Genomic DNA, 22366 nt, shown 5'->3' with positions numbered 1-22366 from the left:
ATTATAGTGCAACAGAGTGAAAATTTTTTTAAGCATATATTGATTACTAAAATATAGATTGTTACAAAATTATTTTTAGAAATTTAAAGAATATTTTTAGCTATGTAATATCATAGTATTTGTTCATTTGGGTACTGGTAATTATTGTTTAATTGTTAATCTGTTTGTCGGCAGCAAAAGATTTTTTTGAGGAAAATTGTTTATGATGGATAAATTTGCGAAACTCCGTTTAGGAAATGAGGAAATTGATCTTCCAATAAGAAGAGGTAGTCTTGGCCTTCCTGTAGTAGATATATCATCTCTTTACACAAATGATATTTTTACGTATGACCCTGCTTTTTCTTCTACGGCTTCTTGCGAATCTCAAATAACTTTCATTGATGGTTGTAATGGGATATTGTTGTACCGTGGTTATCCGATTGAGCAGTTGTCAGAGAAGAGTGATTTTTTAGAAGTTTGTTACTTGTTGCTATATGGGGAATTACCCAACGTGAGCCAACAAAGAGATTTTAATGATAAAATCTCAAAGAAAGCATTACTCAAAGAGGGTATGTCGCGCTTTTTTACTGGTTTCCCATACAATGCACATCCCATGTCTATGTTGATGGGTGCAATAGGCGCCTTATCGTCTTTTTACTATAATCCTTCTGATGTTCAGACTTTGGAAAAATGCGGGACTGTATCCTTGCGCATAATTGCTAAAATATCCACTATAGCAGCAATGATTTATAAACGTTACATAGGACAACCTTTTGTTTATCCAAAGAGTAATTTGGATTACGCCTCAAATTTTTTACATATGTGTTTTTCGACGCCTTGTGAAGAATACCATGTAGATCCTTTATTAGCCCGCGCTATGAATCGTATATTTATATTACATGCTGATCATGAACAGAATGCTTCGACTTCTACGGTACGTTTAGCGGGATCTTCTGGGGCAGATCCTTTCGCTTGTATCGCAGCTGGCGTAGCTTGTCTTGGTGGGTGTGCTCATGGTGGAGCTAATGAAGAGGCTCTTAATATGTTGATGGAAATAGGTTCGCCTGAGCGTATTCCGCATTACATAATGCGCGCTAAAGATAAAAATGATCCATTTCGCATTATGGGTTTTGGGCATCGTGTTTATAAAAATTATGATCCTAGGTGTAGAATTATGCGGGAGACTATGTATGAAGTTCTGGATAAAACGGGAAATCATAATGATCCGATAGCGCAAGTTGCAATTGAATTAGAAAAAATTGCTCTTGAAGATGGATACTTTATTGAGCGGCAACTTTATCCTAACGTTGATTTTTATTCTGGAATCACATTGAGATCGTTGGGTTTTCCAACAAATTTTTTTACGGTGTTGTTTGCAATCGCGCGTACAGCGGGTTGGGTGTCTCAGTGGAAAGAGATGATAATGGACCCATCGAGACGGATAGGGCGGCCTCGTCAACTTTATGTGGGGGCGTTGAGTCGAGATTATGTCCCTATAGAAAAGAGAAGTCAGTAGTCCAATAGGTATAGGTATTAGTGGTTAATGGCTTTGTTTGTTTGTGATTGTAAGTTTAATAGTCATAAGACATGGTTCTTAATTGTTCATTGTTTGTGATAATCTTTTGTTTTATTTGGATTATTTTTGAAATTATCTTAGTTTATAGAGGAGTGTTACCCTTATTTTTCTTATTATGATCATTTGTGTTTAGTTTTGTACGTAATTTGATTGATTTTTATATTGCAGAATCAGTATTAGAAGTTATGTGATTTACAGATTTTGGGAAGTTAAAATAAGGTGTTTTTCTATGAAGAGTGAGGTTTATGGCTACTGATAACGTTTCTAATTCAAATACTTTAGTTGAAGAAAATGTTATATCTATTCCTCTGCGCTCTGCTTTGGAAGAAAGGTATCTTGCATATGCCTTATCTACAATTAAGGAGCGTGCAATTCCTGACTTGCGAGATGGCTTTAAGCCTGTACACAGACGCATTATTCATGCAATGAGTGAAATGGGTTTAGACTTCAATTCTGCTTTTAAGAAAAGTGCCCGTATTGTTGGTGAGGTTATTGGTAGATTGCATCCCCATGGAGACCAATCTGTATATGATTCTTTAGTACGTCTTTCGCAATCTTTTGTTCAGAGATATCCTCTTATTAGCGGACAAGGTAATTTTGGGAACATTGATGGTGATAGTGCGGCGGCGTATCGTTATACGGAAGCGCGCATGACTCAGGTTGCTGAGTTGATTTTGCAGGGGATTGATGAAGATGCAGTCGACTTTCGTGATACATATAATGAAGAAGATTTAGAGCCGATTGTTTTCCCAGGGAAATTCCCAAATCTTTTAGCGAATGGTTCATCTGGTATAGCGGTTGGTATGGCAACTTCTATTCCGTCGCATAATGTTCACGAGATTTGTGACGCAGCTCTGGCTTTGATTGATGATCCAAAAATTTCGATAGAAAAGTTACTTGAATATATTGTGGGCCCTGATTTTCCAACAGGTGGTATTATTGTTGAAAGTCGTGAAAGCATTTTAGAATCCTATCGTTTAGGTCGAGGGGGATTCCGAGTCCGTGCTAAGTGGTCTGTTGAAGAGCTTGGGCGTGGTTCATGGTGTATTGTTGTTACTGAGATCCCATATCAAGTACAAAAGTCACGATTAATTGAAAAAATTGCTGAGCTTATTATAACCAAAAGAATACCTTTGTTAGAGGACATACGTGATGAATCTGCTGAGGATGTCCGAATTGTTTTATTTCCTAAAAATCGTTCAGTAGATCCTGATTTGTTGATGGAATCAATGTTTATGTTAAGTGATATGGAAACACGATTTCCATTGAATATGAATGTTCTTTCAATGGGTCGTGTTCCTCAAGTTATGTCGCTTGATGGTATTTTAAAAGAGTGGCTTGCGCATCGCCGAGAAGTTCTTTTTCGCAGATCTTCTTTTCGGATGCAAGCGATTGATCGACGGGTAGAAATATTAAAAGGTTTATTGATTGCATATCTGAATATTGATGAGATTATCGCCATTATTAGGAATGAAGATAAGCCAAAACCGGTAATGATGTCACGTTTTTCTCTGACAGATAATCAGGTGGATTCCATACTCAATTTGAGATTGCGTTCGTTACGTAAGCTAGAAGAGTATCAGATCAAGTCGGAATTAGATGATTTGCTCATTGAGAGGGAAAAAATTAATTCATTGTTAAGCTCGGAAGACAAACAATGGGACCAAATAGCCGGTGAGATTCGTGAAGTAAGGGATATTTTTTCTAAATCAACAGATTTGGGTAGGCGGCGTACAATATTCTGTGATGATGTAAGGACCGATAGAGCAATAGTGCAACAGGCAATGATTGAAAAGGAGCCTATAACAGTTGTCATTTCTAATAGAGGTTGGATACGATCTTTAAAGGGGCATGCGGTTGATTTGTCTTCTCTTAATTTTAAAGAAGGTGATGATTTAAAAATAGCTTTTCATTCTTATACTACGGAAAGAATATTGCTTTTATCAACGGACGGTAAAGCATACACTCTGCCTGCTAGTAATTTGTTAAGTGGACGGGGTCATGGAGAAGCGATACAGCTTTTAATTGATCTTAATCATAATCAAGACATTGTTACGGCATTTGTTCATGATCCTACAGGTAAATTATTAGTCGTTTCCAGTAATGGAAATGCTTTTATAGTGAAAGAATCAGAAATTATTTCTAATATTCGTAAAGGCAAACGATTTTTAAAAGTTTCTGCTGAAGAGACAATGAAGTTAGCGGTGAAGGTAACGGGTGATCACATTGCTGTTGTAGGAGAAAATCGTAAATTATTAATATTTCCTATAGATCAGATTCCTGAGATGATTCGTGGCAAAGGTGTGCGTTTGCAATCGTATAAAGACGGAACTATTTCTGATGTTATATGTTTCAAAATGTGTGATGGGCTTAACTGGATAGATTCTGCAGGGCGTTGTTATAATCGATCTCAAAATGATTTATTAGGATGGTTAGGTAAGCGTGGGGGGGCGGGTTCCATTGTTCCAAAAGGATTCCCTCGTTCAGGTAAGTTTTTGATTCAGTAATATTTTATGCAGTGGATTTGAATGTTGCTGGTATTTCTGCAGTGTTATAAGAAAAAAATAATGAAAATTAAGTGTTTTTATCATTTATTATCAATGGGTTGTGTATTTCATGATTAGCATTAAAAACAATAAATCATAGACCTAATTTTTAAGTTATTGGATTTTACCTATCATGTTCTCAGGCTACAAGATCTTGGGATATGAATATTAGTATGGTGCACTTCAAAATTATTATAAGCGTAAAGATATAGAACCTACGTCATGCAAGGCATATCTACTTAAAATTTCTGGAAGAGAGTAAGTATTTTTGGATTGTTTGCTGTCAGTAAAAGGTGAAATCCCTATTTCAATAATAACATAAAGAATGAACTACATGATAAAAAATAGTTTGTTATAAAATAAGATGTTAGCAACAGTTCGATTGATTCCAAGATTATGGACTGATTATCCTTTTTTTCCAATGATGAAAAAAAGAATCATAGAGGTTTTAGTTAGAAAGTGAGTAGAGAGTGTTCTCTGCCTTCTTGATCGTGAAAATCAAGCACTTCGTGAGCTAAGAGAATATAAAAACTAGCTGCTTTGCGGATGGAGTTCATGTCAGCGGAACAATTCGGAGATATTTCATCCAAGATTGCAATCAATACCGAAGAAACCATTTCATAAGTAGAGCGCTTTACTGCTGACATCCAGGAATATTCTGATGATCCTTACTTAGTCAGGTCAAACTTTTTTATACATGAAATTTAAATGGCATCAAAGCGTGTTTGTAGTGGTCTCAAATCAAAAATAACATCTCACCTCAATAAATCCCATTAGTTTTCGAGCGTTCCAATAAGTATCAAATAAATTACTTCTCTATAAATGACATTCCCGAAAACTCTTTCAAGAGTAAGGATGTATTGAAGTGTTTTTTACTTTGCAGGTGCATTGTTGATAAATATTTCAACGAGTATATTTAATCATTTTAAAGATGATTAAGAATCTGGGCTGCTTCTATTGCAAAATAAGTAAAAATTCCATCGCATCCTGCACGTTTAAAGGCTAATAGACTTTCCATCATGGTATCGTTTTGATTTATCCATCCTTGAAGAGAAGCGGCTTTGATCATAGCGTATTCACCGGATACTTGATAGGCAAAAGTGGGTAATCCGAATTTTTCTTTGATGCGAAAACAGATGTCTAGGTAAGGTAATCCAGGCTTTATTAAAAGCATGTCGGCGCTTTCTTGTATATCGATACAAGCTTCACGAATTGATTCTTTTGCGTTAGCGGGATCGAGATAATAAGTTTTTTTATCTCCTTTCAAAAGTTTTCGTGTAGAAATTGCATCACGATATGGTCCATAGAATGAAGAACTGAATTTGACAGCATGTGGCATAATGCTAACGTTTATATGTCCATTACTGTCAAGCTTTTTTCTAATTTCCCGCACGCGCCCGTCCATCATATCTGATGGAGCGATGATATCTGCTCCAGCATCTGCTTGCACGACTGCCGCACGTGATATTATTTCTACTGTTTCATCATTAATAATTTCACCATTATGTAATATGCCATCATGCCCATGTATGGTGAAGGGATCTAAGGCAACATCTGTGATTATGCCTATATCAGGGATATTTTTTTTGATAGTGCTAATCCCTTCATTAATAAGATTATTATAGTCCAGAATATTTGATCCCATATTGTCGCGTAAATCTATCGGTATATTAGGCAATATGGTGATAGCTGGTATTCCTAAATCAGCTGCTTTTTTGATTTTTTCTACTGCAATATCAATACTCATACGCGTAACATCAGGCATAGAATCTATTGGTTCTATTATTTTTTTTCCAGAAGTTAAAAATATGGGAAATATAAGATCATTGACAGATAACTGCTGTTCACAAACAAGTTTTCGTATCCAATCTGCTTTACGGTTTCTTCTCATGCGTCGATGGCAATATATTTTATTATTAATTGCATTAGTCTCACACAAAGTCGTATCCTCGTAGATTATTTTTCACAAGCAGTATCACATAAAACATCAAGGTAAAAGTTAAAATACAACGATAAATTGGAGAATTTACTCATTAGTTGATGGATCTCAATTTTTAATTTTACCTTAATATCATATCTGCTATTTTTGCTATGAACTACCCATTTATAAATGAATTTTGATAGTTTTTCTTCATAAGAAATAAGAATTATTAGGGATCAATTTTGTTCTATTATTCTCTTAATTTTTCTTTGTTTTATTTGTATTATTAATGTTTGAGATTTGTAGTATACGTGATCGTAATAAGCTGATAGCTGATGTTAATAATATAAATAGCATAATTGATAACGTGGTATTAAGGCTGAGTTTTAATTAGAACTTGAATAGTATGTGTTAATGTTCCCCTTGTATGGTTACAAGAATTATATTTTTTTTTAAAACCAAGGGGCTTTATATGAAAAATAATATACAATCAAGGACAACTTGTGTTGTCGAACATGATCTATCTATTTTATATACAGAATTTTTACGTTTGGTTGAACGGTCACATAGAGGTCTTTTAGATGTGACAAGAGATGAGTTTGAAAGAAGAGGGCGGAGCGATGTAAATGCCGTACAAGCACTCTTACTTTTTAATATTGGTGACCTTGAATTAACTGCTGGAGAATTACGTTCACGAGGATATTATTTAGGTTCTAATGTTTCGTACAATTTGAAAAAATTAATAGAGCTCGGTTTTATTAATCATCAAAGATCTCGTATTGACAAGAGATCTATTCGTATTAGTTTGACCGATTCTGGAAAAGAGATAGCAAATATCATTTCTAATCTTTATCAACGTCATGTAGAGTCGATTGATAAAGTGGGAGGATTATCGGCGGATGATTTTATTTTAATGAATAGACTCTTACATCGTTTAAATCGTTTCTGGGGAGATCAAATTGCATATCGTCTCTGAGTAATGAGCGTGAAAGTTATGCGGATAGCCATTTAAATATTTACTATTTCATTTCAAAATACTTTAATATTCAAAGTTTCCTGTGATATTTTATATTTGATATTGTGTTTGCAATTTTATTTTGTGATTTTTAGAAATATATGATACTTTTTATACGGTATTCTCGATATCAAAAACATTAGGGATAAGTATGATTGAATATTTGAAAAGAAATAAGATTTTGCATCGTTTTTTTGTTTATTTGATGTTACCTATGGTTGTTTTTGTTATAAGATATCCCGCTCGTGCTGATGTACTAGATGAAATGATTAAAGAATCTTACCATACTTCGATAGATGGTCGTTTCGATAACGTTCTTTCTCGTTCAGAAATGAGTGTTAATTCAGATTCTGCACTTGTCAGTAAGATGACCGTTGCTCAAATGGAGAAAGCGATTGCATTTTACCAAAGTATACAGGATAGAGGAGGATGGCCACAATTAGAATCCCATCATTTACATTTGGGATCTTCTAGCGTTCTAGTGCAAAGATTACGAGAAAGACTCATTATTTCAGGAGATCTTGATTCTTCAAAGGGATTTTCTTCGGTTTTCGATTCATATGTTGAATCTGCGGTTAAATTTTTTCAAATACGGCATGGATTACTGCCCAGTGGAATCGTGGACGATTCCACTCTCCAGGCTCTCAATGTTTCAGTAGAAATGAGAATTCGACAGTTACGTGTGAATCTTTTACGCATTAATAATCTTCTCGGAAAAAAGATGGGCGTCCGTTATGTAATGGTGAATATTCCTTCTGCATCTCTAGAAGCTGTAGACAGTGGTAGAGTAGAACTGCGCAGCGTGGTTATAGTTGGTAAGGTAGATCGTCAAACTCCCATTTTACACTCTAGAATCAATCGTATTGTTTTTAATCCTTATTGGGTTATTCCCCGTTCTATTATTCAAAAAGATATAATGGCTATTCAGCGTCAAGATCCTCAATACTTGAAGGAGAATAACATCCATATGATTAATGATCGGGGTAAAGAGGTTTTTGCAGATGAAGTTGATTGGGATAGCGCCGATGCTCCTAATTTTCTTTTTCGGCAAGATCCTGGGAAGATTAACGCAATGGCTTCAACTAAAATTGAATTTTATAGTAGAAACAACACTTACATGCATGATACTCCTGACCCGACTTTATTCGATAATGTTTTACGCTTTGAAACTTCTGGATGTGTACGTGTAAGGAATATAATGGATTTAAACATATGGCTTCTTAAAAACAATTCTAATTGGTCGCGCTATAATATAGAAGAAGTTGTAAAGACGCGTAAAACTACTCCAGTTCAGCTCACTAAAGAGATTCCTATTCATTTTATTTACATCTCGGCATGGTCGACAAAGGATTCTATTATACAGTTTCGGGATGATATTTATGGATTAGATAATATTCATATAGAGTCGATCCCTCTTCCGGAAGAACATTCTGTAGATTCTGCCTAAATTTTTATCTTTTGTTGTAGGGTGTATGTTTAACTGGTCTTTGTTCTTTTGCTCTATGGTAGGAGAGCGCTCGATTCATAGGGAGTTACATCAATGGTTATGATAAGTAAGAATAATTTTTTAAATCAATCTTTGATAGAATCTGATCCAGATATTTTTTCTTTAATTGAAAAAGAATCTTGTCGGCAAAGTGATGAGATACAGTTGATTGCATCTGAAAATATAGTTTCGCGTGCTGTTTTAGAAGCACAGGGGTCTCTTCTTACCAATAAATATGCGGAAGGATATCCTGACAATCGTTATTACGGTGGTTGTAAGTATGTCGATGATATTGAAAACATTGCAATTGAGAGGGCAAAAAAGTTATTTAGTGTTAATTTCGTTAATGTTCAAGCTCACTCTGGATCTCAGATGAATCAAGCAGTATTCTTGGCATTGTTGCATCCTGGTGATAGTTTTATGGGCTTGAGTTTAGATTCGGGAGGACATTTAACTCATGGGTCATCGGTAAACATGTCTGGAAAGTGGTTTAAAGCTATTCCTTATAATGTGAGAAAAGAAGATGGTTTGCTTGATATGAATGAGATTGAGAGTTTAGCTCTTGAACACAAACCTAAGTTGATTATAGCAGGTGGTACGGCTTATTCTCGTTTGTGGGATTGGGGACGTTTTCGTTCAATTGCGGATTCTATTGGTGCGTATCTGATGGCAGATATATCACATGTTTCTGGTCTTGTCGCAGGAGGTCAGCATCCTTCTCCTATTCCTCATTGTCATGTAGTAACTACTACGACTCATAAATCTTTAAGAGGTCCGCGTGGTGGATTAATAATGACCAACGAGTTAGATTTAGCTAAAAAAATTGACAAGGCTATATTCCCAGGGATGCAAGGGGGGCCTTTTATGCATTCTATTGCAGCTAAAGCAGTTGCTTTTGGTGAAGCGCTAAGCTCTGATTTTAAAGATTATGCTAAACAGATTGTGCTTAACGCGCAAGCTCTTTCTAAAAAGCTACAATTTTTAGAATTTGATATCGTTTCTGGTGGTACGGATAATCACTTGATGTTGGTGGATTTGCGTTCTAAGGGGATAAAAGGTAATAATGCTGCAAACATTCTTGGTCGAGTTTCTATTACTTGTAATAAAAATAGCATTCCGTTTGATCCTGAAAGTCCATTTGTCACTTCGGGTATTCGTCTAGGTACTCCTTCTGGAACAACCAGAGGATTAAAAGAAAAAGATTTTGAATATATTGCAGAATTGATTTCAGAAGTTCTGGATGGATCTTTGTCTGGTGAACAAAATAGTTCATTAGAGTTGACGGTTTTGCATAAAGTTCGAGAATTTATTAATCATTTCCCTATCTATGATTTCACTTCTTCTGCATAAATTAGTCGTGTTCTTTATGGTTTACATTATGATGTGATCATCTTTAGAGGAGAGATTATTTGAAACTACTGATTGCAAGGGGGACTCTTTCATATTTTCTGTTATTGTCTTGTTCTATAGGAATCGCATCTAGTGTCCGTATCTGTTCTTGATGCAAGGTTTATGTCTGCTGCGTTAAGATTTTCTCGTTGGCATACGGGTTTGACTGCGACCAATCCTTCCGTTGCTTGTTTGATTGTTAAGAATGACATTATAGTTGGAAGAGGGGTAACTGCTTGTGGAGGGCGTCCTCACGCTGAAACATTGGCTCTTGAAGAGGCAAAAGAAAAATCACAAGGTGCAACAGCATATGTTACTTTAGAACCTTGTTCTCATTATGGACAAGTTCCTCCTTGTGCAAAATATATTGTTGAATCTGGAGTGAAACGTGTTGTTGTATGTGTGGATGATCCTGATTTGCGAGTGTCGGGGGAAGGGTTACAATGGCTACTGCAAAATGGAATTATTGTTGATAGAATAATGGAAAGAGAAGGAAAAATACTTCTTGATCCTTATTTAACTCGTCAAGTGAAAAATCGTCCTCATGTAACACTCAAGATTGCTGTATCTCAAGATAATATGATTGGTATGATAGGATGTGGATCTATTCCTATTACGGGATTTATTTCAAGAAATCAGGTGCATTTATTGAGAGCGCAGTCAGATGCTATTCTTGTAGGTATAGGTACAGTACTTTCTGACAATCCGCAATTAACTTGTAGATTGAATGGCTTGAATGATCGTTCTCCTGTTCGTGTTATTTTAGATCCGCATTTCAAATTATCTCTTGATTCTCAAATTATAAAAACTAGATCATTAGCCCCTGTGATTATAGTCACGGAAAATCATGATCCTGTGCTTGCTCTTTCTTTTAAAAAAAAGAATATAGACATTATCTATTGTGACTGTCATCATTTGGAAAGATTATTAGCCATATTGGTAGATCGTGGTATTACTTCTTTATTAGTAGAAGGAGGAGCGATGGTGTCTCGTTCTTTCGTCAATGCTCAATTGGTAGATTCTATTTTTATTTATAGATCAAAGAAAGTGATCGGTAAGGGTGGTATTTCTTTTCCTTTAGAAGAAGAATATCTTGAAAAAAATTTTATATGTGTTCGACGTGATTATTTTGGTTCTGACGTTTGTTGTGAGTATGTAAGGAAAAATTTGTGTTTACGGGAATCGTGACGGATATAGGAAAAATTGTAGCTATGACACCAATAGCTAAAGGTATGCGATTGTGTATCATGACCTCTTACAATACTTCTGAAATGAAGATCGGTTGTTCTATAGCGCATGCTGGTATTTGTTTAACAGTTGTACGACTACCAGAAGATAATTCAGTTGATAATTGGTATGAAGTGGAAATTTGGGCGGAGACTAATCGTCTGACAAATACATCTTCATGGGATATTGGTACTTTTATTAATTTAGAACGTTCTATGAAATTAAGTGATCGGTTGGATGGGCATCTTGTATCAGGACATATTGATGGTACAGTAGAGATTCTTTTTCTAGATTTTATCGGTGATTCCATGTATTGTCGTTTAAGTCTTCCCCGTCATTTGAAGAAATTTATAGTAGTGAAGGGGTCCGTATGCCTTAATGGAGTATCATTGACGGTGAATTTAGTAGATGATCTTTTTTTTGATGTATTATTGATTCGCCATACTATCGAGAAAACCACTTGGAAGATGCATAAAACAGGTGATTTGATCAACATAGAAGTAGATTATATGATGCGTTATTTCTCTCAATTGTGTATGCCTATTATTTGTAAAGATGATAGTAATATTTAAAATTTTATAAATGAAGAGTATAGTGGAGTATCAGTGATGGAAGTTTTGATCCCTCGTGTTTTGATTGTAGAGGCTCGTTTCTATGAAGAGCATTCTGCAAATCTTCTTACAGGTTGTGTCAATGTGCTGGAAAATAGAGATGTTGGATGGGATCATATAGTAACGCCGGGTGTTTTAGAAATACCAGCTGCTATTAGCATGGTAATGAATGCTGAAAAGCGTGATATAGAATATAATGGAATTATTGTTCTTGGTGTTGTGATGAGAGGAGAGACTTCTCATTGTGATATTATAGCACGTGCAGTAACACACGGGCTCGTAGACCTTTCGATAAAATATTCTTTTCCTTTAGGAAATGGAATTGTTGTAGTAGATAATGAACAACAAGCCATTGAGCGTGTTGATCCTTATCTTTTAGATAGAGGTGGATGTGCAGCACGTTCTGTTCTTACAATGATTGAATTGAAAAATAGATTGTCTCAATAAGTTTTATGACTATACAAGATGATAAAATAGAATTTAAGTTATCTCATCGGAGAGGGATAGCAAGGCTTTCAGCAGTACAGGCATTATACCAACTTGATATTGTCGCTTGTAGTGCAATAGAAGTGGTTTCAGAATATGAAACAAATCAATTCTGTGCAGATACAACGTTAGATGTAGACAATGTTTATGCGTATGTTGATTCAGAATGGTTTCGTACCATTGTGTATGGTGTTACTGGTAAAAAACAGCAGATTGATTCATTGATTTCATCTTGTTTGTCAGAGCAATGGAGTTTTTCTAGATTAGATTTGATTTTATGTTCTATTCTTAGGGCTGGTGTATTTGAGTTAATCGAATGTCATTCTGTTCCAGTGGAAGTTATTATTTCTGAATATGTTTGTATAGCATATGATTTTTTTTATGGGGATGAGCCAAAATTTATTAATGCTGTTTTAGATAAAGTCTCCCGTAAAGAAGAAGTTAAGAAAAGAAACAGTGATTCTGCTGTATGATAGGTTGTTTTCTTTTTTGAATCTCCATTAGTAAATGAGACTATTGTAATGGGTATTTTTTGCTTTAACCTCGACCACGGTATTGTGGGACATCTTGATTAGGTAAGAATATTCCTGTTGGAGGAGCGCAATTTTGCCAGAATATATCAATAGGAATACCACCGCGGGGATACCAATAAGCACCAATGCGCAGCCATTTTGGTTCTAGAGAGGACATTAATCGTTGTGCAATATAAAGAGTGCAATCCTCGTGAAATGAGTGATAATTACGGAAAGATGCCATAAATAGTTTGAGAGATTTTGATTCTACCAGCCAATCTTTTGGTATATAATCTATGATGATATGTGCAAAATCTGGTTGAGAAGTGACGGGGCATAGTGAGGTAAATTCTGGTATTGTAAACCTTACAACATAGTTTAATTGTTGGTTCTGGGATGGGATTTTTTCTAATAATGCTTCTTGTGGAGTATTGAACAATTTTCCTTTTCCCCCAAGGATAGATAATCCCTCTATGGTTTTTTCAGACATTGATTTTTATTTTCCTATAATTGTATTTGAATTCCATGGGTTGCTTCACTTTCTGGTTCAATATGTATGGTGACAACAGATTGACTGATATTTTCTTCTAATGATTTTTCGATATTGTTGCAGATTTTATGTGCATTGAAAACCGTCATGTTTGAATTAACTACTAGATGAAAATTTATAAAAAATGTAGCACCAGCTTGTCTTATTTTTAAATCATGTATTCCAATCGATCCTGAGGCATTGAGGGCAATAATTTCTTTTATTTTTTCGAAGTATTCTGGTTTAACTGCAGCATCCATGAGATTTTTTATAGAAGATGATATTACCTTGCATCCTTGATATAAAATGCTTAAGGCTATTAAAATAGCTATTGTGGAATCCAGTTTTGTATATCCTGTGATCATTACTAGGAGTAGTCCACATACTACACCGATAGATAAAATAACGTCTGCGACAAAATGTTGTCCGTTTGCTTTGAATGTAGGAGAAAAGTTTTTCTCTCCATAGTATATTAGCCACTTTCCCCAAAATAAGCCAATGATGTTGGCAATCATGCTAATAAGGAGTCCTATGATTGAAACATCATTGGAGGGAAAATGAGATAGATTATTCCAAGATTCGTAAAGTATTATGAGGGAGATATTAGCCATCAGTAAGCCTTCTACGATTGCTGCAATATATTCAGCTTTCTGATGTCCAAAAGGATGAGTTTTGTCTGCTGGGCGATATGCATATTTTAGTGTGAAATACGATATAATTGCTGTTATAATATTAACTATTGATTCAAGTCCATCAGACAGCAGCGAGATAAATCCGGTAATGTACCATGCGGTAATTTTCAAGGCAGTGATGGTTATAGATATCAACATTCCCCATAACGCCATTTGCATCACATTTTTTTGATCATCTACTTTCATTCAATATTTTTGTCTTTTAAGATATATTTGCGGATAGTTGTAATCGTGCAATATAGAAAATAAAAACGCCCACCCATCATACCACAAATGATGATTAAAAGTCATTAACTAATTATATAATTAGTGAGATATTTAGCTGGATTTTTTGTTGATCGATTGCATGTATTAAAATTTAATAAAAGTAATAGGAGTATGCCATATTTTGGGGATTATGTTGAATTTATGTCAATAACTATCTGTTTTGTTCGTTTTTTAATAAGCTACATAAATCAATATGGTATATTAAAATGCATTCCGTATGATATAGTATTTGATATTACAATTATTGATTTGTTGATAGTAGGCTTCTTGAATATGCATTTTTGATTGTCAGTAAGCATTGATGAAGTAATCTAATGGAAGGGTACTTGATGATATATAAGGTATTAGTGTCTATCTGTTTTTTTTTAACCATATCGTGTTCAGTCGTTCATACCAAGGATGCCGAATTTTGTTCGTCGGTGCGTTTTGCAGATACAGGTTGGACTGATATTGCTGCGACAACAGCTATGACTTCAATTGTTTTAGACGAGATACTAGGATATAAAACTAATATTAAATTGCTTGCAGTGCCGATTACTTTTAAATCATTGAAAAATAAAGAAATAGATGTTTTTATGGGATATTGGTATCCATCAGATGAAATGGCGATCGCTCCATATCTCAAAGAAGGATCAATTAAAGTAGTATCTGAAAATCTTCAAGGAGCAAAATATATGCTCGCAGTCAATGATGCAGGGTTTGCGCTCGGTATCAAAAGATATCAGGATATAGCAAAATATCGAAAAGAGCTTGGTGCCAAGATTTACGCTATTGAACCTGGCAACAGTGGTAATAAGCGTATTTTGGATATGATTGAGAATAATGAGCTTTCTCTTAAAGATTTTCACTTAATAGAATCTTCTGAACAAGCGTCTTTTGCCCAAGTTCGGCGTGATCAGAAAAAGAATATTCCTGCCGTATTTTTAAGTTGGGAGCCTCATCCTATTAATCTTGATCTTAATATTCATTATTTACTTGGCGGTGAAAATATCTCTGGATTTGGTAAAGCATCTGTTTACACTGTAGTGCGTTCAGATTATCTTGATAAATGTCCTAATATAGCTAGATTGCTAAAAAATATTAAATTTTCTGTCCCATTGGAAAATGAGATGATGAAACTTATATTGAATAATAAGCAAGATCCTAAATCTGTAGGAATAAAAATGATTCGTGATAATCCGGATCTCATTAAAAATTGGCTAGTAGGGGTTACTAGGTTTGATGGACAAAATCCTTTGGATGCATTGGAAAGATTGATGAATAAGTAACTTTTGCAATGATTGTACAATGTATTATAATTCGTAGCGACTTTTTGTATGATAAATAGGATTAGAAATTGAATCGGATTATCCAGGCGCGTATTCCTTTAGGAGATTATTTGCAAGAATTATTCTTGTATTTTACTAATAGCGGGGAATGGTTTTTCAATACTTTATCATTTTGTTTGCTTAATATTGTAAACTTTGTTTTATGTGTTCTGCAGTATTTTTCTCCTCTAGTATCTGTTGGTGTGGTATCTTTATTAGTATTGATGATCAAGCGTTCTATTACCATTGCTATCGGCACGGCTATAGGTTTGTTGTTAATTATTAATCAAGGATATTGGCAGGAAACAACAGAAACTCTATCTTTGGTATTGGTTTCTACTGTCATTTCGATGTTAATAGGTATTCCGATTGGTGTTTTAGCTGCTTGGTATCCAAGATTTTATTCTATTATACGATTACTTCTTGATTCTATGCAGACTATTCCGACATTTGTCTACCTTATTCCAGCATTGGTTCTTTTTGGTTTAGGAATGGTTCCGGGGATTATTTCAACGATTGTATTCTCTATTCCAATTCCTGTTCGTTTTACTCGACTGGGTATTATTTCTACCCCACCAATACTTAAAGAAGCAGCGCGTGCATTTGGAGCAACGCCTTTGCAGATTTTTCGTAAAGTAGAGTTTCCATTTGCTATTCCACAAATTGTGGCAGGTTTGACGCAAACAATCATGCTTTCTTTGTCTATGGTTGTAGTTACTGCACTGGTTGGATCTAATGGGCTAGGAGTTCCTGTGTTGCGTGCTCTCAATACGGTTGATATCAGTAAAGGATTTGAATCGGGTCTTTGTATTGTTATTTTAGCAATTATATTGGACCGTTGGTTTAGCATTCCAGATCAAAGAGATATGACATGAATGAATGTGCAGTAAAAATTCAAGATGTTGATATTGTTTTTGGAGATTCTTCAAAAAAAAATAGAAATAGATTGTTATATAGTATAAAGAAAAATGTCACAGATTATGGGGTTATTTCAGCGGTTACCAAGGCTAATCTTGAAGTAAAAAAAGGAGAAATCCTTGTACTGATGGGGCTTTCAGGGGCAGGGAAATCTACTCTGTTGCGTTCTATTAATGGACTAGCACCTGTAGTACGAGGTGAGGTGTTGGTTGATACGGTAGATGGATTCGTAAATCCATATACTGCAGATGCAAGTGTTTTGCGTAAATTGCGGATGCATACTGTTTCGATGGTATTTCAGCAATTTGCTCTTTTACCGTGGAGAACTGTTGCTCGTAATGTTGAGTTAGGGCTAGAGTTTCTTAATATTTCTGATGAAGAAATAAAGTCTAGGGTTGCAGAGCAACTTGAAATTGTAAATCTGACTAAATGGGCTAATTGTAAAATTAACATGTTATCGGGAGGGATGAAACAACGTGTAGGTTTCGCTCGAGCATTCGCTACAGGCGCTCCTATTTTACTCATGGATGAACCATTTTCATCTTTGGATCCATTAATCAGGATGCGTCTTCAAGATGAATTGCTAGCGTTGCAAAGGAAGTTAAAAAAGACAATTGTTTTTGTGAGTCATGATATTAATGAGGCTTTTCGCTTAGGTAATCGTATTGCGATTATGGAAGGTGGGCGTATTGTTCAATGTGGGACGCCGCAAGAAATAATTTTACATCCAGCTAATTGTTATGTTTCAGAGTTCATACAAAAATTAAATCCTATTACTGCCCTGGTTGCAGGTGATGTTATGCGTGTTTGTTCGGTAGAGGGTGAATCAGATATTGTTTGTAAAATTCCTCGACAAACACCTTTGATAGATATTATTGATATGGTAGCTGATAATTCGGTGAAAATAGGAGTGATTGTGGATGATAAAGTTGTTGGTATTATTACTGCTATAGATATTATTAAAGGCCTTTCTTCTTGTAAGAATTTTTTTTAATGTAAAGAAAATAACAATATATTTTAATCAGATCATATAATTAGAAGTAATGTTATCTTATTATAATATTTATGGTTATATTTTTTAGAACTAATACTTTTATATAATGAGTCTTACAGCAATATTTTTTTTCAATATTCCGTATGAAATTGATATTTCATTTGGTTTGGATACGTTTGCAAGCTTATTTTTTATAAACAATAGGTGCGAGAGAGCTGCTATTGTGACTAATATTTTCAGTTCACGACACATAAATTGCTGGTATCGTGGAATGGGATATTTTTTATCCACTGACTCTGTTATTACAAAACATTGTCAAATTTTATTTGTTTATTGAATCCTTTTCGTATTCTTCACAATCAACGACATTGCTTTTGTCTTATGAAAGATAAAGATTGACTTTATTTATCATTTTTATCACCGAATAAAATATCATTAATATAAGTTTTATTGCTCACTATATTTAAGTGCAGAAAGAGCAGAATCAGGAGAATATTTCTTTATATTCATATGCTCAAATAACGATTATCTTTCGTTATTTATTGGTATGTTTTACTCGGGCATAGTATAGTTTACAAAACGGTTTTTGGGAATGGAAAATAATTTTCCTGTTTCAACTATTTGCATGGAACATAACCATGATATTATTTTTGCAACCTTTTGTGGATGTTGGATAGTATTTGGATCTTCTTCAGGCATAGCCTTTTCTCGCATGGATGTACGCGTTGGTCCAGGATCTACGTTTATAATACGTAAGTTAGTATGAGATGTTTCTTTGCTCCAAGTGCGCGCTAATGCTTCTACTGCTGCTTTAGAAGTCGAGTAAGCTCCCCAAAATGGGCGACATTTATGGGCGGCTCCAGATGAAAGAATAATCGCTCGTCCACAATGTGATTTCTTAAGCCAAGGATCAAAGGTGCGCATAATATTCAAGTTTACCATGACATTTACTGACATGACATCTGCAAAATATTTTTCTTGTATTTGCCTAATAGGATTAATTGGTCCAAGAATGCCTGCATTGGCTACTAAAATATCTAATTTCCCCCAGCGTTTTGCAATATATTTTTTGGTTAATTCAAGAGCTTTGCCATCTTTGAGATCAAATGACATGATATCTATTTTCTTGTTAATTTTTACTAGAGTATTTCGTAGTTTTTCTAGTTGACTAACATCACGACCACAAGCGATAACATGTGCATCAGATTTTGCTAATTCTAATGCAGTATAATAACCAATACCACGAGATGATCCTGTAACAAGTGCTAAGCGATTCTTTAGATTAATATGAGAATCTAAATTTATCATGAGCTAATCATCATAGATAATTCTTGATCGTTATGTTGAGATTGCCTATCTACAAGGGGAGTAGGATAATCTCCTGTAAAACAGTGATCAGAAAAAGCAGGTTTTTGGGGATCACGCGGTGCACCGCAAATAGCTTTATATAAACCATCTACAGATAAAAATCCTAAAGAATCTACGCCTATAAACTTACACATTTCTTGTAAAGAAGAATATTTATTAGCTAGAAGTGTATCAGGATCTGGAATATCTATGCCATAAAAATCAGGGTATAATATCATTGGGCTAGCTACTCGAAGGTGCACTTCTATAGCACCTGCACTTCGTATCATTTGTACGATTTTTACAGATGTAGTTCCACGAACGATTGAATCATCGATGAGTACAACGCGTTTTCCTGCGAGAATTGTAGGGTTCGCAGAATGTTTGAGTTTAACACCAAAAGCGCGAATATGATGAGAAGGTTCAATAAAAGTACGTCCGACATAATGATTTCTAATAATACCTATTTCAAAAGGAATACCACTTTCTTTTGCATATCCTATAGCCGCAGGAACTCCTCCATCTGGAATTGGAACAACAATATCAGCATCAACAGGAGATTCTTTTGCGAGATTTTTACCCATATTTTGGCGAGATACATAGATACTACGTCCACTAACCATCGAATCAGGTCGTGCAAAATAAACATATTCAAAAATACACATACGTTCAGGAGATGGAGAAGGATTTTTATAAGATTTAATGGAGATAGAACCGTTTTCTTGAAGTTCACATACAACGGTTTCTCCGTTTTCTACGTCGCGAATGTATTTGGCTCCCGTGATCTCAAGAGCGCATGTTTCAGAACAAAAAATAGGCTTGCCATGTAACTCACCCATGATGAGTGGACGAATTCCTATGGGATCACGTGTAGCAATTAATTTAGTGCGTGTTAGAGCGAGCATTGCATACGAACCTTGTACATGCTGTAAAGAATCAATAAAACGTTCACAAGATCCTTTTTTTTGAGATCGTGCAATGAGATGTAGGATAACTTCTGTATCAGAAGTAGATTGAAAAATAGCTCCACTAGAAATGAGTTTTTTCCGTAAAGATAAACCATTTGTAAAATTGCCATTATGTGCGATAGCAATTCCTCCTACTTGCAGATCTGCAAACAATGGCTGTATATTTCTTGTTATGTGATCACCTGTGGTGGAATATCGGACATGTCCAATAGCCATATTCCCTGGCAATAAAGATAACGTTTCTGGATTAGTAAAGTGATCTCCAACTAATCCCAAATGTCTTTCAGAGTGGAACTTATTGCCATTGAAAGATATTATTCCAGTAGCTTCTTGTCCACGGTGTTGAAGAGCATGTAATCCGATAGCGGTTAAGGTTGCAGCATCTGGATGTCCAAGGATTCCAAATACTCCGCACTTCTCGTTTATCTGATTGTAATTTTTTCGATTAGAACATATGGATTTAAAAGAGGTATTCATCGTTTCTTTCTGTATATTCAAGGGTGAGCAATTCTATTCTTAGCATTAGTTGATGCTTTTTTTGTTAAAGAACATATCACCTCATGTATAGTTTTTATATGTGGGAGATATCAATGATTTTTTAAATTAAACTACTAATATATTTTAATATATACTTTTTAATTTTATTGAATGATTGATTTAAATTGTTTCTCCATATGATCTAAATATTTTTTAGATATAGACTTTTTAATCCATTCAGGTTCGGTGCCGTCATATACAGTTAAATTCCAGCAGGAAACTGCAATTACAAGCAGAAATATTCCGCGAATTCCTCCAAAAAAACACCCTAATATTTTATCTAACAACACAGAGCGGATACGAATCGGCTTGCTTATTATGTTTAATAAAACAGATACAGCAATCAATATAAATAAGAATAATGGTACGATAGTTGCGATCATTTCTATTTGTTTGTTTTTCATAATGCCCGACACCTTTCCTAAGAGCGTCGGATATAAAAAACGGGTCATTATGGCAGCCAAAATCCAATTAGTCAAAGAAATCAGTTCATTCAATATTCCCCTAGCCATTGCCAATATGGACGAAATAAATATAAATATAAAGCAACCAATATCGAAATATGTTATTTCCATTATTAATTTAATCTCCTGTTTTTCATTATGGTTTTTTTTCTATTTTTTGAAGAGAAGTTATTTTTTCGACTAGATCATTAAGGTTTTTGATGTGTTGACAATCGAAAGTTCCATTTTTCCACTCTCCTTTGGAAGGTTCTGGGAATATTCCTGATAAAAATCCTATTTTTTCTGCTTCTTTTATCCTTTGTTGCATATGTCCAACAGCTCTGATAGATCCCGATAAACTTACTTCCCCGAAGTAGATAAAATCACTTGGTAGAGGTATGGACAGTATAGATGAAATTAATGCTGCAGCAACGGCAACATCAGCAGCTGGTTCTGAAATGCGATAACCACCAGCGACATTAAGATGAACATCATGATTTCCAAACTTGATATTACAACGTGCTTCTAATACAGCTAAAATCATTGCTAAGCGAGATGAATCCCATCCGACGACGGTACGACGAGGCATGCCGAGAGAAGTTGGGACAACCAAAGATTGTATCTCTACTAAAAGAGCCCGTGTACCCTCTATCCCAGCGAAAACAGCTGTTCCTGGAGATGTCGAATCTCGATCTGATAAAAATATTTTAGAAGGATCGGATACCTCTTGGAGTCCTTTATCAGACATTTCAAAAACACCTATTTCATCGGTTGGTCCAAAACGATTCTTAACACTTCGCAATATACGATAATCATATTGTGTGTTTCGTGTCCCACCTTCAAAATATAAGACCGCATCTACCATATGTTCAATAACTCGTGGTCCTGCGATTTGTCCTTCTTTAGTAACATGTCCAACTAATACCATAGCAACACTGTTCGTTTTTGCATATTGAATCATTGCTTGAACACTGGTACGCACCTGTATCACTGTTCCAGGAGAAGATTCGGCTGTTTGGCTCCATAAAGTTTGGATAGAATCTATGATAACAAGATCGGGTTTTTCGTTTTCCGAAAGAGTGGCTATGATATCTTCAACATTGGTTTCAATAGCTATATAGACAGAGCTATTAATGGTATTTAATCGTTGGGCACGTAATCTAATCTGTCCTATTGCCTCTTCACCAGATACATAGGTTATTCGGTTGTTTTTATATGCTAAAGATGCTGCTGTTTGCATGAGTAAGGTGGATTTTCCAATTCCTGGATCTCCTCCTACTAATATGACTGAACCACGTACGAATCCTCCTCCTGTGACACGGTCAAGCTCACCAATATGAGTGTGAATGCGTAATTCCTCTTCTATTAGTTCTTCCGATAGCATAACAAGAGGGATGGATTTACCAATTGTTTTATTAAATCTTTGATCGTTTTCTTTTCTGGAATTGTCTTCAACAATTGTATTCCACTCATTACATGAATCGCATTTTCCAATCCAACGCGAATGAATTGCACCACAGGTTTGACAAAAGTATTGAGAGCGTATTTTTGCCATTTATTGGATTACTTTCAAATTTTCACATCAATGATTTGGATTAATTATATTTTCAGACATT

The 22366-nt window shown here is 35.1% G+C and carries 20 protein-coding genes; 12 read left to right on the top strand and 8 right to left on the bottom strand.

Going from position 1 to position 22366, the window contains the following annotated elements:
• The first annotated feature begins 202 nt into the window (after positions 1-202).
• Together G293_RS01395 and parC are read left to right on the top strand one after the other, a co-directional pair.
• Positions 203-1495 (top strand): citrate synthase, encoded by a 1293-nt coding sequence (locus tag G293_RS01395; RefSeq protein WP_047263982.1) that lies wholly within the window; start codon positions 203-205, stop codon positions 1493-1495.
• Between the two features lie 305 nt (positions 1496-1800).
• A complete protein-coding gene (gene parC / locus G293_RS01390) occupies positions 1801-4062 on the top strand; it encodes a DNA topoisomerase IV subunit A (RefSeq protein WP_047263981.1) in 2262 nt (753 codons plus the stop codon).
• 491 nt (positions 4063-4553) lie between these two features.
• On the opposite strand, the gene G293_RS01385 is transcribed toward parC, so the two are convergent.
• Both G293_RS01385 and hemB read right to left on the bottom strand, forming a co-directional pair.
• Entirely contained in the window at positions 4554-4748 is a 195-nt protein-coding gene (locus G293_RS01385) for a hypothetical protein (protein WP_047263980.1), read from the bottom strand.
• 278 nt (positions 4749-5026) lie between these two features.
• Positions 5027-6040 carry a porphobilinogen synthase gene (gene hemB / locus G293_RS01380; RefSeq protein WP_404990470.1) on the bottom strand — a complete coding sequence of 338 codons (1014 nt, stop codon included), beginning with the start codon at positions 6038-6040 and terminating at the stop codon, positions 5027-5029.
• Between the two features lie 454 nt (positions 6041-6494).
• On the opposite strand from hemB, the gene ldtR reads away from it, so the two are divergent.
• The 7 genes from ldtR to nusB all read left to right on the top strand — a co-directional run bounded on the left by ldtR (position 6495) and on the right by nusB (position 12709).
• Positions 6495-6998 carry a transcriptional regulator LdtR gene (ldtR, locus tag G293_RS01375; protein ID WP_047263979.1) on the top strand — a complete coding sequence of 168 codons (504 nt, stop codon included), beginning with the start codon at positions 6495-6497 and terminating at the stop codon, positions 6996-6998.
• A gap of 190 nt (positions 6999-7188) precedes the next feature.
• Positions 7189-8484 carry a L,D-transpeptidase family protein gene (locus tag G293_RS01370; RefSeq protein WP_047263978.1) on the top strand — a complete coding sequence of 432 codons (1296 nt, stop codon included), beginning with the start codon at positions 7189-7191 and terminating at the stop codon, positions 8482-8484.
• 93 nt (positions 8485-8577) lie between these two features.
• Positions 8578-9873 carry a serine hydroxymethyltransferase gene (glyA, locus tag G293_RS01365; protein WP_047263977.1) on the top strand — a complete coding sequence of 432 codons (1296 nt, stop codon included), beginning with the start codon at positions 8578-8580 and terminating at the stop codon, positions 9871-9873.
• A gap of 132 nt (positions 9874-10005) precedes the next feature.
• Positions 10006-11100 carry a bifunctional diaminohydroxyphosphoribosylaminopyrimidine deaminase/5-amino-6-(5-phosphoribosylamino)uracil reductase RibD gene (ribD, locus tag G293_RS01360; protein WP_047263976.1) on the top strand — a complete coding sequence of 365 codons (1095 nt, stop codon included), beginning with the start codon at positions 10006-10008 and terminating at the stop codon, positions 11098-11100.
• On the top strand, positions 11082-11711 hold the full coding sequence (locus G293_RS01355; RefSeq protein ID WP_047263975.1) for a riboflavin synthase: 630 nt from the start codon (positions 11082-11084) through the stop codon (positions 11709-11711). The genes ribD and G293_RS01355 overlap by 19 nt, the downstream gene beginning before the upstream one ends.
• A gap of 36 nt (positions 11712-11747) precedes the next feature.
• On the top strand, positions 11748-12197 hold the full coding sequence (gene ribH, locus G293_RS01350) for a 6,7-dimethyl-8-ribityllumazine synthase (RefSeq protein ID WP_047263974.1): 450 nt from the start codon (positions 11748-11750) through the stop codon (positions 12195-12197).
• A 5-nt stretch (positions 12198-12202) separates the two neighbouring features.
• The gene (nusB, locus tag G293_RS01345; protein ID WP_047263973.1) at positions 12203-12709 is read left to right on the top strand and encodes a transcription antitermination factor NusB; all 507 of its coding nucleotides are present in this window, start codon (positions 12203-12205) and stop codon (positions 12707-12709) included.
• 64 nt (positions 12710-12773) lie between these two features.
• On the opposite strand, the gene queF is transcribed toward nusB, so the two are convergent.
• Together queF and G293_RS01335 are read right to left on the bottom strand one after the other, a co-directional pair.
• Positions 12774-13238, bottom strand: a complete 465-nt coding sequence (queF, locus tag G293_RS01340; protein ID WP_047263972.1) for a preQ(1) synthase — start codon at positions 13236-13238, stop codon at positions 12774-12776.
• Between the two features lie 14 nt (positions 13239-13252).
• Positions 13253-14155 (bottom strand): cation diffusion facilitator family transporter, encoded by a 903-nt coding sequence (locus G293_RS01335; RefSeq protein ID WP_047263971.1) that lies wholly within the window; start codon positions 14153-14155, stop codon positions 13253-13255.
• Between the two features lie 410 nt (positions 14156-14565).
• On the opposite strand from G293_RS01335, the gene G293_RS01330 reads away from it, so the two are divergent.
• The 3 genes from G293_RS01330 (at position 14566) to G293_RS01320 (ending at position 17455) form a co-directional block, all read left to right on the top strand.
• Positions 14566-15504, top strand: coding sequence for an ABC transporter substrate-binding protein (locus tag G293_RS01330; RefSeq protein WP_244464428.1), 939 nt, complete (start codon positions 14566-14568; stop codon positions 15502-15504).
• Between the two features lie 68 nt (positions 15505-15572).
• Positions 15573-16418 (top strand): ABC transporter permease subunit, encoded by an 846-nt coding sequence (locus G293_RS01325; RefSeq protein WP_047263970.1) that lies wholly within the window; start codon positions 15573-15575, stop codon positions 16416-16418.
• Complete coding sequence (locus tag G293_RS01320) at positions 16415-17455, top strand: ATP-binding cassette domain-containing protein (protein ID WP_047263969.1); 1041 nt, start codon at positions 16415-16417, stop codon at positions 17453-17455. Before G293_RS01325 ends, G293_RS01320 begins: the two co-directional genes overlap by 4 nt.
• A gap of 552 nt (positions 17456-18007) precedes the next feature.
• Here G293_RS01320 and G293_RS01315 read toward each other — a convergent pair.
• The 4 genes from G293_RS01315 to radA all read right to left on the bottom strand — a co-directional run bounded on the left by G293_RS01315 (position 18008) and on the right by radA (position 22305).
• Complete coding sequence (locus G293_RS01315) at positions 18008-18763, bottom strand: SDR family NAD(P)-dependent oxidoreductase (RefSeq protein ID WP_047263968.1); 756 nt, start codon at positions 18761-18763, stop codon at positions 18008-18010.
• Positions 18760-20247, bottom strand: a complete 1488-nt coding sequence (gene purF, locus G293_RS01310; protein ID WP_047263967.1) for an amidophosphoribosyltransferase — start codon at positions 20245-20247, stop codon at positions 18760-18762. The genes G293_RS01315 and purF overlap by 4 nt, the downstream gene beginning before the upstream one ends.
• 164 nt (positions 20248-20411) lie before the next feature.
• On the bottom strand, positions 20412-20882 hold the full coding sequence (locus G293_RS01305; RefSeq protein ID WP_047263966.1) for a CvpA family protein: 471 nt from the start codon (positions 20880-20882) through the stop codon (positions 20412-20414).
• Positions 20883-20907: 25 nt separating this feature from the next.
• Positions 20908-22305: a DNA repair protein RadA gene (gene radA / locus G293_RS01300; protein ID WP_047263965.1), complete on the bottom strand. Its 1398-nt coding sequence runs from the start codon at positions 22303-22305 to the stop codon at positions 20908-20910.
• Between the last annotated feature and the right edge of the window lie 61 nt (positions 22306-22366).

This window comes from Candidatus Liberibacter africanus PTSAPSY (assembly GCF_001021085.1).
Taxonomy (GTDB): domain Bacteria; phylum Pseudomonadota; class Alphaproteobacteria; order Rhizobiales; family Rhizobiaceae; genus Liberibacter; species Liberibacter africanus.
This window is presented reverse-complemented; position numbering and strand designations above follow the sequence as displayed.

Coding starts and splice junctions, on each gene's coding strand:
- G293_RS01395 (WP_047263982.1), top strand. CDS start 203: ATGATGGATAAATTTGCGAAACTCCGTTTAGGAAATGAGGAAATTGAT.
- G293_RS01330 (WP_244464428.1), top strand. CDS start 14,566: ATGATATATAAGGTATTAGTGTCTATCTGTTTTTTTTTAACCATATCG.
- parC (WP_047263981.1), top strand. CDS start 1,801: ATGGCTACTGATAACGTTTCTAATTCAAATACTTTAGTTGAAGAAAAT.
- ldtR (WP_047263979.1), top strand. CDS start 6,495: ATGAAAAATAATATACAATCAAGGACAACTTGTGTTGTCGAACATGAT.
- G293_RS01305 (WP_047263966.1), bottom strand. CDS start 20,882: ATGGAAATAACATATTTCGATATTGGTTGCTTTATATTTATATTTATT.
- glyA (WP_047263977.1), top strand. CDS start 8,578: ATGGTTATGATAAGTAAGAATAATTTTTTAAATCAATCTTTGATAGAA.
- ribH (WP_047263974.1), top strand. CDS start 11,748: ATGGAAGTTTTGATCCCTCGTGTTTTGATTGTAGAGGCTCGTTTCTAT.
- queF (WP_047263972.1), bottom strand. CDS start 13,238: ATGTCTGAAAAAACCATAGAGGGATTATCTATCCTTGGGGGAAAAGGA.
- nusB (WP_047263973.1), top strand. CDS start 12,203: ATGACTATACAAGATGATAAAATAGAATTTAAGTTATCTCATCGGAGA.
- G293_RS01320 (WP_047263969.1), top strand. CDS start 16,415: ATGAATGAATGTGCAGTAAAAATTCAAGATGTTGATATTGTTTTTGGA.
- G293_RS01335 (WP_047263971.1), bottom strand. CDS start 14,155: ATGAAAGTAGATGATCAAAAAAATGTGATGCAAATGGCGTTATGGGGA.
- G293_RS01370 (WP_047263978.1), top strand. CDS start 7,189: ATGATTGAATATTTGAAAAGAAATAAGATTTTGCATCGTTTTTTTGTT.
- purF (WP_047263967.1), bottom strand. CDS start 20,247: ATGAATACCTCTTTTAAATCCATATGTTCTAATCGAAAAAATTACAAT.
- radA (WP_047263965.1), bottom strand. CDS start 22,305: ATGGCAAAAATACGCTCTCAATACTTTTGTCAAACCTGTGGTGCAATT.
- G293_RS01385 (WP_047263980.1), bottom strand. CDS start 4,748: ATGTCAGCAGTAAAGCGCTCTACTTATGAAATGGTTTCTTCGGTATTG.
- G293_RS01315 (WP_047263968.1), bottom strand. CDS start 18,763: ATGATAAATTTAGATTCTCATATTAATCTAAAGAATCGCTTAGCACTT.